We start from the raw sequence: 12,220 nt of genomic DNA on the forward strand, positions 1-12,220 counted from the left end.
ATTACTGTAAGGAATGACTTTGTCATGAGTAAAACGTCGATTATTTCTAGTCGTACACTGACTTTAATTGTTTTTTCTATTGCTATTAATATGGTTATTGGCCAATTAAGCTCAATGTTAAAACTGCCGATATTCCTAGATTCTATAGGAACATTAATTTGTGCATTATTAGCAGGCCCTTGGGTTGCACTATTGAGTGGATTATTAACAAATCTATTATGGGGTTTACTCAGCGGCCCAATTGCAGCGGCTTTCGCCCCTGTCGCGATGATGATTGGCCTGAGTGCTGGGTTATTAGCTCGCGCAGGTGGTTTTCGCACCTTACCAAGAGTGATTTTATCCGGTGTTGTCATTACTTTTGCGTTGATGATCGTTGCTGTTCCCATTCGCACTTACTTGTTTGCAGGAACAACCGGTAGCGGCGCTGACTTTTTTGTCGCGTATTTTCATGCTGTTGGCGATAACTTATTAGAATCGGTGGCAATTACAGTATTAGGCGCCAATATTGCAGATAAAGTCGCATCAGCCATTATTGCTTGGTTATTGGTTCGACAATTACCAGAACGTGTCCAACGTAATTATCCAAATATGGCTAAGGTCCGTTAAATGCATCCATTTACCTCGCTGACAATTTGGTTTTGGCTCAGTGTAAGCTCGCTTTTCTTACCATTGAGCTGGACATTAATTCTGCTAGGTTGCAGCACATTTGGTGTTTTATTATTTTGGCGGCCCGCACGCCACCGATGGAAAATAGTTGCGTGGATTATGCTTCCCATGGCGGCAGGGCTTTGGTTAATTCATGGTGGCTGGCTAGCTCAGCTATTAACCGGAGCCACATTAAAAAATAGCCGCCCTGAATTTGCGTTGGCATTGTGGTTTAAGTTATTAACGATTATTAGCGCTTCTCAACTTTGGCTGCAGTATGTACCGACTGAACGTTTCATTCGTGCTTTGTTTGCAAGCCGTTTACCTGCAAGTTTTGCATACCTACTCGCAGGCCCGTTATTACTTGCAGAACAATTTCGCCAGCAATTAAACACTATCCGTGAAGCCCAATTAGCGAGAGGCGTTCCTCTTGATGGGCGCTTTTGGCAACGTGTTATATCGTTACCTGCCCTATTATTTCCACTTGCCAGTAATACCTTAAGTGAACTAAGTATTCGTGGAGCCGCATTAGATATGCGTGGTTTTCGTTATTGTGCCAAACGCACCACATTAAACCCGCCTAGAGATAGCTCTCTCCAAGCAGTACTTAGATATGGGTTAGTTCTGTTAATTTTCATTGAAGGTGGTCTCTCTCTGTGGTGGTAAATCTACAACAAATGCGCTTCATTCCACAAGGTGCGGAGCAGTCCCTATTAGGGCCGATTGATCTTCAGCTAAACGCAGGCCAATGGCTATGCATATTTGGCGGTAACGGCAGCGGAAAAAGCACATTAGCGCAAATACTCGCCGGTTGGCACAATGACCTCATTCAGGGGAAAATCGAAGGAACCGCAGAGATATTACGAGCGCCCTTAGCTGACAACTCCGTGGTTCAGGTGTCTATATCACGCCAACTAGTTCAGCAATCCCCCCAATTACAACTTTCAGGCTGCGCGTTTACCGTTGAACAGGAAATTGCGTTCGGGCCTGAGAACCTCGGTTTAACACCCGACGAAATTAGTGAGCGAGTTGAGCTTGCCATTGAACTGACGTTTTGTAGGGCACTGCGAACGCGCCATCCTGCAACCTTGTCAGGCGGTGAAGCGCAACGAGTGGTGTTAGCAAGCGCATTAGCGATGCAACCCAAACTCCTGTTACTTGATGAAGCCTTTAGTCGGCTCACACCGAGTGCAACACAACGCATCTTAACGCAATTACAACGCTATACAGAACAAACAGGCTGTAGCATTATTTTTTTTGAGCGCAACTTATTACCAGCCACCAGTTTCTGTGACTCATTCCTTTTGCTGAGTACGGGTAAAACCTTTTTAGAGGCTGGGAAAATGGTCGCAACAGGTGGTTTAAATGATGTTTTTCTTGATGCCATTGAAACAATCAATATGCCAGATGCTTGGCGCGCGGTAGGTGAACTGCTCAAATTAGGGTATTGGCAAGGAAATATTCCCCACGATGAAGCACAATTGCTACAGATGTTTAAGGAGCGATATGTTACAGCTTGAAAACCTGAGTTATCGTTGGCCAAGTTCAACTATTGATAACATACAATCTTTATCTCTATCTATTCACCCTGGTGAATGGGTCGCTGTAGTTGGGGATAATGGTGCAGGTAAATCAACGCTATTGCGCCTTTTAGCGGGGTTATTGCGCCCAACACAAGGTGATATTCGGCTTGATAGCCTGCCGCTTAATCTTCTTTCCTCCCCACAAAGAGCTAACCATATTGGGATCTTATTCCAAGAAGCTGAGAAACAAATTTTTCATAGTTGTGTACGTGATGAAATTGCTTTTGGTTTAAAACGCCAAAAACATCATAAACGTGATATTCAAGCGCGAGTACAGCAAGCACTTGAAATTTGTCACTTATCCGATGTGGCGGATAAACACCCTTTAGATTTACATGCAGGCCAACGCAGGATGGTTGCTGTTGCCTGCTTAGAGGCTGTTTCACCTAAACTATTGCTACTTGATGAACCAAGCCGTGACTTTGATGCCTTTTGGATGCGAAAATTCGAAGACTGGCTGACACTACAACGCGAAAAAGGGGTAACTGTCGTTTCGATTAGCCACGATCTTGATTTTGTCGCCCGCCATTTTCAACGTGTAATACATCTATCAAATGGTAATCTAATCGCTGATGGTCAACCACTGGAAGTATTAGGTCATCCAGAGTTACAAGTTGAAAGCCCACTTCCCGCACCGACATTGATATCACTTAGTCAGCAACTACAAACAAATACTACTGATACCACTCTTTCATCATGGATCACACATTTTATTAACCAACAGTCGCGCCCGATTAATAACTAAAAAAAATAGCCTGCAATGCAGGCTAAAATCTCATTCAAATTATAGGAAATTAATTAATCTAACTGCACGCCAATACGGCGGGCGACCTCTTCGTAAGCTTCAATTAGACCACCAAGGCTCTGACGAAAACGGTCTTTATCCATTTTATTCAGTGTTTCTTTGTCCCATAAACGGCTACCGTCTGGGGAAAACTCATCACCTAAGACAACCTGGCCTTTATACAAGCCGAACTCCAGTTTAAAATCGACTAAAATTAACCCTGCATCTGCAAAAATTTTACTGAGCACTTCATTGGCTTTGTAGCTTAGCTCACGCATTTTAGCCAAATTTTCTTTACTCACCCAACCAAAAGTCTCACAGTACGATTCATTCACCATCGGGTCGTGCTTGGCATCGTCCTTTAAGAATAAGTCAAATAAAGGCGGGTTTAACACCATGCCTTCTTCAACACCTAAGCGTTTTACCAGTGAACCCGCTGCACGGTTGCGGATCACACACTCAACCGGCACCATATCTAACTTTTTCACTAGAGCTTCTGTGTCAGACAATAATGCTTCCATTTGCGTTGGAATACCGGCTGCTTCTAATTTGCTCATAATGAAATGGTTAAACTTGTTATTTACCATACCTTTACGGTCAAACTGCTCGATACGCTCACCATCGAGTGCTGATGTATCATTACGGAACTCCAGAACCAGTAGATCAGGATCCTCTGTGGTATAGACTGTTTTTGCCTTACCACGATACAACTCAGCTTTCTTTTGCATCTTACACACTCCAGGGATGTGATTAAACTAAACAAAAATCAACCTGCACAGCAGATTCAGATAAGTAACAGAAGAACAAAAACCATTCAAATGGCCTATTCATTGTTAATTTTCTGCTCTGTTTCAGTCAGTTACTGAAATTCACCATATAAAACGCTAACTAGCTGATATTCAATATTTTATAATTGACTGCTAATCATGATAATAAAATTCCGGAGCGGACGCAAACGATTACTTAACCATAAATACTGATTTTTTGTCCATTTGTTTTAAGTGAAAACATGAAAGATAAAATTAGCCTTCCAGAGAAGGAAAATTGAAACTGATGGAATGCTAATTAATAATTAACTAAGCATATAGGTTACGATAAGCATTAAATAAACAAAATACAGTGCAGAGAATAAACCATTGCCGAAGTTATTCTGCTGAGATTAAAGGCATTTTACTGATAACCACCAACCTATGCGTGTGAAGCTCTATATCTTTACCCCAATACAAGTCTACCCAATTTAAGTAAAAATCATCCATATCTTTAATAAGGCTTAATGGGCGATCTTCTTCTTCACTATTTGAAGCATAAACATAGTATTTTTTATCAAATGCCCAGCTAATCATCATTTCCCAGAAGCGTTGCCCTGCATCCGTTTGTTCTTCATCCGTTACCATAATGCAATATGAATTAAGGAGATAAACAAAAAATTTCCGAGGTAATTCTTTTATAATTTCAATATATTGATGAACAGTACTTCGCCAAACCTTAATTTGTGTACACGTCGTTTTACCCATCACAATGTCTTGGCGAAATTTTAGTTCAACAAGATAGATGGTTTCCGGTTTTTCCCCATTAGCAATCAAGCGATATTGTTGTTTCCTGCGTGATTTTACTAGTCGGTAACCTTCCGGTATATCAAACTCCGGCAAACTAAAATCTATTACCCCTTTAGTTAGAAAACACTGTGTATTAACTATATTACTGGCTGTTATTCTCAGTTTTTGGTTAAACTCAGCCCCTGATATTTTCCTTGGCATACAATCACGACTGTTTTTGATGGGTTTCATCGCGTGATTATCCATTTCTATTTTCCTTGATGTTAGCTATTTTCGTTGAAGTATATCCGAAAATAGTGGGATGACAAATCCATCAAACTGAAGTTAACCCTACCAATAATTGATGCTAAAAATGCCAATACACCATTAAAATTACCCATAAAAAAACCGCAGCTTGTATTTAAGCTACGGTTTAATTCGTCATCTAAAAATGTTGAATTATTGCTTTTTGGCTGGTGCTTTACTAAACGCCGCTTTCAGTGCAGCAACCATTTCATCATTTTGTTTTTGTGTTAAAGGAACACCTTTGGTGGTGATAAATTGCAGTGTACTACGGTTATTTAAATCACCGACCTGCACTTTATAATCCGCTTCTGGCACAGTTGGGTCATCAATGCCCAACGCCTGCCATTCTGAACTGCTTAAACCTTTATAAGTCACCATCACAGAACCACTTGAACGTGTACGGTCACCCACTTTCATGCCAACACTTTCTAAGGTGTGTGGTAAGCGTTCCCATACTGCATCAAATGGCGCACGAACAACAACTAAAGGTAAGCCAGTATCATCACTACCTGTTTGAACATCAATGATACCATAAGCATTTTGGATGCTATTTTTGTTTGAAGTATCACGCAACGTATATAAGTTATCGGTTAATTCATTCAATAACAGTTTGTTATAACGTTGAGTTTCGACAACATCGGTAATGGTCTCACCACCTTGACGTAAGCCTAAGCTGGTTACCGTTAACGCCATCATACCATTTTCTGGTTGCACTGTTACTTTATGGCGACTCTCAATCGGTACGTTTTCATCTGCACGATCCCATTTGACCCAATCGGTTTCAATTGAGCGAGAACCATCATCTTTAGATGAAACTGGAATACCTCTTTGCTCTAAGATCATCGTAACTTGTGACCAAAGTGCACTATTTTCAGGTGTATTTTCTAGCAACAAACGACTTGCTTGAGCGCTATCCTCTGTACGAGAACCCGCTAATTGCGAAATTGTCAGTACTGGCGGACGAATGTCTAACGCTTTCCCTATTGCCCCTGTTGATGTGGCTTTAGGGATATCATACTCACCATTTTGTTCTGGTAATGTCAGCCCTTGTGGCACATTCAACACTTTCAATGGCGCAGCATTGAGATATTCCTCATCACCACTGACCTGACGTTTATAGCGCTGATCGCTGGAGCAGGCTGCCAGTAACACGACAAGTGACAGGCCAGCAACCTTCATAACCTTCGATTTTTGCAATAATGTTGCCATTAAAATTCCCTAAATTTTACAGTAACCCAGCGAGCTTCAAGGCTTCCTCAACTTTTTGCTGGCCCGAGGTGGTTAACGGTGTCATTGGCAACCGTAATGTACCATCTGCAATCAGGCCTAAGCGATGACAGCCCCATTTCGCTGGAATTGGATTTGGTTCAACAAATAACTGAAGATGAAGCCCCATCAGTTTTTTATTTAATTCACGCGCCTCAGTATATTTGCCTGCAAGCGCTAAGTCACACATTTTTACCATCTGTGGTGCCGCAACGTTGGATGTGACTGAAATAACGCCTTGACCACCCAGTTGCATGAAATCAAGTGCTGTTGCGTCATCACCTGTTAACAGTACAAAATTATCATCAACCAGTTCTTTGATTTGATGAACCCTAGCTAAGTTCCCTGTTGCTTCTTTAATTGCAACAATATTCGCCAGTTTTGCTAAACGCCCAACGGTTTCAGGCAACATATCACAGCCAGTCCGTGATGGTACATTATAAAGAATCTGTGGCAAGCTCGTGTTTTCTGAAATTGCTTTAAAGTGTTGATATAACCCTTCCTGAGAAGGCCTATTATAATAAGGTGTTACCGTCAGGCAAGCAACTACACCACTGTTTTCAAACTCATTTGTCAGCGAAATAGCTTCAGCTGTCGCATTTGCGCCTGCTCCTGCAATAATAGGAATACGGCCATCCGCTAATTCAAGTGTCGCTTTCACGACATCCACATGTTCTTTGTGCGTTAAGGTTGCTGATTCGCCAGTTGTACCAACAGAAACAATCGCAGTTGTTCCGCTTTCAACATGATAATCCACCAATTTTTTTAAGCTGGCTTTATCTAAACGCCCCGCCGAATCCATTGGTGTGATAACTGCAACAATGCTTCCCGTTAAAAAATCTTTATAATTTGCGTTTCCATTAGCCATAGCGATACCCCCTCAATAATTGAACTACCATGTTACTTTTTCATTTCAAAGAAGAAAACCACCCAACAGCAAGAATTTAATGAATTTTGTTAATGCCGAGCACATTAACTTAAATAGAAGTAATAATTCACTGATATTTCTCGCAAGAGTCTATTTCCCCTCTTGGCAGATTGTCTTTTTTATGGTTTCCTTACCTTCATAGTCAGTCAGTTTTTAGTGCTAGAATTTTACTGCTATATTCTAATCAAATGTTTAACTGACATAATTAAAATACTAAGGAATAGACTTTGCCTAAGACTGAACAGCAATTTCTTGTCATTACTGCGCTGGGAACAGATCGTCCGGGCATTGTGAATACTATTACACGGCTAGTCAGCGAGTGTGATTGTAATATTGAAGATAGTCGCTTAGCGATGTTTGGCAAGGAATTTACCTTCATTATGATGCTTTCAGGCAGTTGGAATGCTATCACCCTTTTAGAGGCGACATTGCCACCTAAGGGTGCCGAGCTTGATTTGCTCATCGTAATGAAAAGAACCCAGAGTGTTCAAACAACCTATTACCCATCGACAGTAACAGTGAATGTTGTTGTTGACGATGCACCCCGTATTGTCGAGCAATTCACAAATTTATTCACAACCTCGCAGTGTAATATCGCAGAGCTTGTTTCTAAAACACAACCAGCCAATAATGATATGCCCGCTCAACTGGAGATTCAGATTACTGCACACGACCCGTTGGACGATAATGGCATAATCATAAAAAATAAATTTCAACAACTGTGTACAATGCTAAATGCTAAAGGCAACATAAGTATTGTTAACAACCCCAACATGCAAAGTTAACGGAGATATATGTAATGAACCCATTGAAAGCCGGTGATAAGGCGCCTCAATTTAGCCTTCCTGACCAAGATGGTGAGCTCATCAATCTTTCTGATTATCAGGGTCAGCGCGTATTAGTTTACTTTTATCCTAAAGCGATGACCCCTGGTTGTACTGTTCAAGCGTGTGGTCTACGTGATGAAATGGATACACTTAAAGCGAAAGGTGTCGAAGTATTAGGTATTAGCACAGACAAACCAGAGAAACTGTCTCGTTTCGCTGAAAAAGAGATGTTGAACTTCACTTTATTATCAGATGAAGACCACCAAGTATGTGAGCAATTTGGGGTTTGGGGTGAAAAACAATTCATGGGGAAAACCTATGATGGGATTCATCGTATTAGCTTCCTCGTTGACCCTACTGGGAAAATAGAACACGTCTTTGACAATTTTAAAACCAGTAACCACCACGAAATCGTGCTTGATTACATTAATACACACGCTTAATCGCCACATCTTAGTGCTGTATGCCCCCATACAGCACTATTCCTAACCTAGTTTTGTGATTCCGTTGGCTCTTCCGGCCATACGTGAATGACCGCTTTAATCAGTGTTGCTAATGGGATTGCAAAAAATACGCCCCAAAAGCCCCATAACCCACCAAATATCACAACAGATAAAATAATCACTAGTGGATGCAAATTTACCGCTTCAGAAAACAATAAAGGCACAACAACGTTGCTATCCAAACCTTGGATCACTAAGTAAACTAACATTAGGTACCAAAATTCACTGCCGATACCGAACTGAAAGAGCGCAACAATAACCACTGGGATCGTGGCCGCTACCGCACCAATATAAGGGATTAATACCGCTACTCCGACAAGCACCGATAACAATACGGAATAGCGCAAGTCAAAATAAGCAAAACATAAATAGGTCGCCACCCCAACAATCACCATTTCTGTTACTTTCCCTCGTAAGTAGTTGGTGATTTGTTCATTCATTTCGACCCAAACTTTGCCCACTAACAAACGATTTTTGGGTAATAACTTAAGAAAGCTTTTGCTGATACGTTCTTTATCTTTTAAAAGAAAAAATGTCATCAAAGGCACTAGAACTAAGTAAACCGCCAAAGTAAAAATACCAATTAATGATGCAACTGACGCTTTAACCACTGAGTCTGCAATGCCTGACATGCGGCTACGAAGGTTATCTGCCATCATATCAATAATGCCAACATCCACTAATGCGGGGTATTGCTCTGGTAATTTCTGTGCGAATTCATTGAAACGGTTAACCATATTTGGTAGATCGGCCATCAAATTAATCCCTTGCTGCCATGCCGTCGGCGCAATAATTAAAATAACCATGGCACTTATTCCAGCGAATAAGGTCAAAATAATGCCGACAGCAACTGAACGAGATAACCCTATACGCTGTAATAAATTGGTTGGCCATTCAAGTAAATAAGCTAAAGCAATTGCCGCCAGCAATGGAGCCAGTATACTGCTGAAAAAGAAGATGATCACAAACCCCGATACGAGTAATGTAAAGAGGGCTATGGCTTGTGGATCAGCAAAACGCCGACGATACCACTGTAAAAACAATTCCAGCATTTATTGCTCCTGGGGGAATTAGTGCAAAGGACAGTTCCTAAAGTAACGAAAATTATACCGAAGAACAGATTTTACGATAGCTTTTGCTATCATGTGTTTTAAACTTTTCGCGTTTTTAGGTGCCTTACTTAAACATACCCGAAATAAAGTCGGTACTTACCCTAAATTTAAATGTTGTATGGGATACTCACGTTTCATGAAGAAAACTTTAAAATATCCATTATTGGCTTTCATGATCGCTGCGCTAATGAACGGTTCAGTTTTACCTGCTTATAGCGCAATTGAAGATACCTTACCCGATATAGGAACGACGGCGGGAGGCACTCTTAGCATCAACCAAGAAATTATTATGGGAGACGCAATCACACGCCAAATACGAGCCAGTACCCCTCTTATTTATGACCCACTGTTAACTCAGTATGTTAACAAACTTGGCATGCGCTTAGTAAAAAATGCCGACTCAGTTAAAACACCGTTTAAGTTCTATTTAGTCAATAACCCCAATATTAACGCATATGCCTATTTTGGGGGTAATGTCGTGCTGCATTCCGCATTATTTCGGTACAGCCAAAATGAAAGCCAGCTCGCATCAGTCATGGCTCACGAAATATCTCACGTCACGCAAAGACACCTTGCGCGAATGATGGAAGACCAGAAAAGCACCACTCCTCTCGCGATTGCAGGGACCATTGGTTCTTTACTGTTAGTGATGGCGAATCCTCAAGCCGGTTTTGCCGCTTTAACAGGAACAATGGCTGGGGTTCAACAAGGTATGATCAGCTTTACCCAAGCCAATGAACAAGAAGCTGACCGTATTGGCTTGCAGACATTAAGGCGCTCTGGCTTTGACCCACACGCCATGGCTGATTTTATGCAAACGATGTCAGACCAAACTCGTTATATGTCGAAGCCCCCTGAAATCCTATTAACGCACCCCTTACCGGATAGCCGTTTAGCGGATGCAAGAAACCGCTCTAATCAATATCCTAAAGTGAGTGTGCCATCATCACTGGATTTTATGTTAGCTCGCGTTCGTATTTTGGCCATGTATAGCACCGAGCAAAAACATGCCTTAGACCAAATTATTGAAAATTACGGGAAAGGTTCTGCACAAGAGCAAATTGCGGCACAATATGGTAAAGCGTTACTTCTTTCTCAGGACAAAAAATATGCAGAAGCAGGTAAAATCCTGACAGAGCTATTAGCGAAACAACCTGATAACCCTTGGTTTATTGATAGTATGACGGATGTCGATATCGAACAAAATCAAGTTGCTAGAGCAGTTTCGCGTTTACAAAACGCATTGAAAAAAACACCGAAAAATACTGTTTTCATTGTTAACCTTGCCAACGCATTAATTAATAATCATCAATATAAAGAAGCAACAACCTTGTTGAATAAATATACGTTTGATTACCCTGATGACCCGATTGGCTGGGATTTACTGGCTGAAGCGTCTGCAAAGCAAGGTAAACGTACAGAAGAACTCGCCGCTTACGCAGAAGGAATGGCATTACGGGGTAATTATGACACTGCGATTAATTATCTCAGCGATGCTAGCCGTCAAAGCCGTTTAGGCAGCTATGAACAACAGCGTTATGACGCTCGCATTGATGCGCTTAGAAAACTACAATTACGTGACAAAAATGCAAAACCGTAAGGAGTTAAAATAATGACGGATTCGATTAAGATTTACCACAACCCACGTTGTTCTAAAAGTCGTGAAACCCTAGCCCTTTTAACTGATAAGAGTATCACTCCCACGGTGGTCGAATATTTAAAAACACCCCCAACGGTAGCTGAGATCAAAAAACTCCTTAAAATGTTAGGCTTTAAAGATGCTCGTCAATTAATGCGCACCAAAGAAGAGCTGTATAAGGAATTGAATTTAAACGATGACAGCTTAACTCAGGACCAACTCATTAAAGCGATGCATGAGAACCCTAAGTTGATTGAACGCCCTATCGTTGTTAATGGTGATAAAGCACGCTTAGGCCGTCCGCCTGAGCAAGTCTGTGAAATCTTATAGTCACTATTTTGGCAGCTATGCGGCTGCCAACTCGTTTAGTCTACTAAAGTTTTAGAATATCTTTTACGAAAGGGATCGTTAATTTGCGCTGAGCAACGATGGATGCGTGGTCAAGTTTGTTTAAGATATCAAACAAGGTTCCCATTTTTCTATCTAAACGTTTTAATACGAAACGGCACACATCTTCCGGTAATTCGAAACCACGAATACGAGCACGTAATTGCAGTGCCCAAATTTTATCTTCGTCGCTCAGTGGATGCAGTTTATAAATTTGTCCCCAATCAAGGCGAGAGGCTAAATCAGGTAATTTCAGTTCGATTTGCCGAGGTGGCCTATCTCCAGTGATTAATAAACAAGTTCGGCCAATCTCCAAAATACGATTATATAAATTGAAAATCGCCATTTCCCACTCTTCATCACCCGCGATGCACTGAATATTATCAATACAAACGAGTGATAAATGCTCCATACCGTCTAGTACTTCAGGGACAAAATATGCACGTTTATCTAAAGGGACATAGCCTACTGCAATGCCTTGTTCAGACAGTTCAGCACAAGCCGCATGCAATAAATGGCTTTTTCCACCACCTTCTCGCGACCAATAATAGATATAACTACCGTGTGGTTGATTAATAGCAGACTGAATAGCAGACAGCAACGCCCCATTTTCCCCTGCATAAAAGCTTGCAAAGGTTTCATCATCTGGCAGATATAGTGGTAATGAAAGCTGTGATGGTGTGTTCAGAAGCGCCTCTGGCTGTA

Annotated in this window: 13 protein-coding genes and 1 pseudogene; 8 read left to right on the forward strand and 6 right to left on the reverse strand. The window is 41.3% G+C overall.

Translation table 11 applies throughout. The features are described from left to right. Positions 1-24: 24 nt before the first annotated feature. The 4 genes and pseudogenes from SJ312_RS05435 to SJ312_RS05450 form a co-directional block, all read left to right on the forward strand. The gene (locus SJ312_RS05435) at positions 25-606 is read left to right on the forward strand and encodes a membrane protein (protein WP_036957659.1); all 582 of its coding nucleotides are present in this window, start codon (positions 25-27) and stop codon (positions 604-606) included. Beyond that, positions 607-1,311 carry an energy-coupling factor transporter transmembrane component T gene (locus tag SJ312_RS05440; protein ID WP_096863898.1) on the forward strand — a complete coding sequence of 235 codons (705 nt, stop codon included), beginning with the start codon at positions 607-609 and terminating at the stop codon, positions 1,309-1,311. Beyond that, complete coding sequence (locus SJ312_RS05445) at positions 1,302-2,165, forward strand: energy-coupling factor ABC transporter ATP-binding protein (RefSeq protein WP_272574621.1); 864 nt, start codon at positions 1,302-1,304, stop codon at positions 2,163-2,165. The genes SJ312_RS05440 and SJ312_RS05445 overlap by 10 nt, the downstream gene beginning before the upstream one ends. Positions 2,166-2,217: 52 nt before the next feature. Beyond that, positions 2,218-2,973 (forward strand): annotated as a pseudogene (locus SJ312_RS05450) (energy-coupling factor ABC transporter ATP-binding protein); the annotation flags it as partial. Positions 2,974-3,026: 53 nt separating this feature from the next. Here SJ312_RS05450 and purC read toward each other — a convergent pair. From purC to dapA, 4 genes are all read right to left on the reverse strand, one after another. Beyond that, complete coding sequence (purC, locus tag SJ312_RS05455; protein ID WP_004911363.1) at positions 3,027-3,740, reverse strand: phosphoribosylaminoimidazolesuccinocarboxamide synthase; 714 nt, start codon at positions 3,738-3,740, stop codon at positions 3,027-3,029. 417 nt (positions 3,741-4,157) lie between these two features. Then, positions 4,158-4,814 (reverse strand): hypothetical protein, encoded by a 657-nt coding sequence (locus SJ312_RS05460; protein WP_243750205.1) that lies wholly within the window; start codon positions 4,812-4,814, stop codon positions 4,158-4,160. 192 nt (positions 4,815-5,006) lie between these two features. After that, the gene (gene bamC, locus SJ312_RS05465; protein WP_004253551.1) at positions 5,007-6,062 is read right to left on the reverse strand and encodes an outer membrane protein assembly factor BamC; all 1,056 of its coding nucleotides are present in this window, start codon (positions 6,060-6,062) and stop codon (positions 5,007-5,009) included. 16 nt (positions 6,063-6,078) lie between these two features. Next, positions 6,079-6,987, reverse strand: coding sequence for a 4-hydroxy-tetrahydrodipicolinate synthase (gene dapA, locus SJ312_RS05470; protein WP_004253550.1), 909 nt, complete (start codon positions 6,985-6,987; stop codon positions 6,079-6,081). A 287-nt stretch (positions 6,988-7,274) separates the two neighbouring features. On the opposite strand from dapA, the gene SJ312_RS05475 reads away from it, so the two are divergent. Together SJ312_RS05475 and bcp are read left to right on the forward strand one after the other, a co-directional pair. Further along, positions 7,275-7,832, forward strand: a complete 558-nt coding sequence (locus tag SJ312_RS05475; RefSeq protein ID WP_004253549.1) for a glycine cleavage system transcriptional repressor — start codon at positions 7,275-7,277, stop codon at positions 7,830-7,832. Positions 7,833-7,846: 14 nt separating this feature from the next. Beyond that, positions 7,847-8,317 carry a thioredoxin-dependent thiol peroxidase gene (bcp, locus tag SJ312_RS05480; RefSeq protein WP_004253548.1) on the forward strand — a complete coding sequence of 157 codons (471 nt, stop codon included), beginning with the start codon at positions 7,847-7,849 and terminating at the stop codon, positions 8,315-8,317. A gap of 47 nt (positions 8,318-8,364) precedes the next feature. On the opposite strand, the gene SJ312_RS05485 is transcribed toward bcp, so the two are convergent. Further along, positions 8,365-9,429: an AI-2E family transporter gene (locus SJ312_RS05485; RefSeq protein ID WP_004253547.1), complete on the reverse strand. Its 1,065-nt coding sequence runs from the start codon at positions 9,427-9,429 to the stop codon at positions 8,365-8,367. A gap of 196 nt (positions 9,430-9,625) precedes the next feature. Here SJ312_RS05485 and SJ312_RS05490 point away from each other — a divergent pair, with 196 nt between their 5' ends. Together SJ312_RS05490 and arsC are read left to right on the forward strand one after the other, a co-directional pair. After that, entirely contained in the window at positions 9,626-11,089 is a 1,464-nt protein-coding gene (locus tag SJ312_RS05490; protein ID WP_319867143.1) for a M48 family metallopeptidase, read from the forward strand. Positions 11,090-11,101: 12 nt separating this feature from the next. After that, a complete protein-coding gene (arsC, locus tag SJ312_RS05495; protein ID WP_319867145.1) occupies positions 11,102-11,458 on the forward strand; it encodes an arsenate reductase (glutaredoxin) in 357 nt (118 codons plus the stop codon). A 43-nt stretch (positions 11,459-11,501) separates the two neighbouring features. Here arsC and hda read toward each other — a convergent pair whose 3' ends face one another. After that, on the reverse strand, positions 11,502-12,203 hold the full coding sequence (hda, locus tag SJ312_RS05500; RefSeq protein WP_036957653.1) for a DnaA inactivator Hda: 702 nt from the start codon (positions 12,201-12,203) through the stop codon (positions 11,502-11,504). Positions 12,204-12,220 lie beyond the last annotated feature (17 nt).

It is taken from the genome of Providencia sp. CIM-Carb-044, from assembly GCF_033901115.1.
Lineage (GTDB): Bacteria > Pseudomonadota > Gammaproteobacteria > Enterobacterales > Enterobacteriaceae > Providencia > Providencia hangzhouensis.

Bases quoted from the DNA above. Each gene is read 5' to 3' on its own strand.
- SJ312_RS05435 (WP_036957659.1), top strand. From the start codon at position 25: ATGAGTAAAACGTCGATTATTTCTAGTCGTACACTGACTTTAATTGTT.
- SJ312_RS05440 (WP_096863898.1), top strand. From the start codon at position 607: ATGCATCCATTTACCTCGCTGACAATTTGGTTTTGGCTCAGTGTAAGC.
- purC (WP_004911363.1), bottom strand. From the start codon at position 3,740: ATGCAAAAGAAAGCTGAGTTGTATCGTGGTAAGGCAAAAACAGTCTAT.
- SJ312_RS05460 (WP_243750205.1), bottom strand. From the start codon at position 4,814: ATGGATAATCACGCGATGAAACCCATCAAAAACAGTCGTGATTGTATG.
- bamC (WP_004253551.1), bottom strand. From the start codon at position 6,062: ATGGCAACATTATTGCAAAAATCGAAGGTTATGAAGGTTGCTGGCCTG.
- dapA (WP_004253550.1), bottom strand. From the start codon at position 6,987: ATGGCTAATGGAAACGCAAATTATAAAGATTTTTTAACGGGAAGCATT.
- bcp (WP_004253548.1), top strand. From the start codon at position 7,847: ATGAACCCATTGAAAGCCGGTGATAAGGCGCCTCAATTTAGCCTTCCT.
- SJ312_RS05485 (WP_004253547.1), bottom strand. From the start codon at position 9,429: ATGCTGGAATTGTTTTTACAGTGGTATCGTCGGCGTTTTGCTGATCCA.
- SJ312_RS05490 (WP_319867143.1), top strand. From the start codon at position 9,626: ATGAAGAAAACTTTAAAATATCCATTATTGGCTTTCATGATCGCTGCG.
- arsC (WP_319867145.1), top strand. From the start codon at position 11,102: ATGACGGATTCGATTAAGATTTACCACAACCCACGTTGTTCTAAAAGT.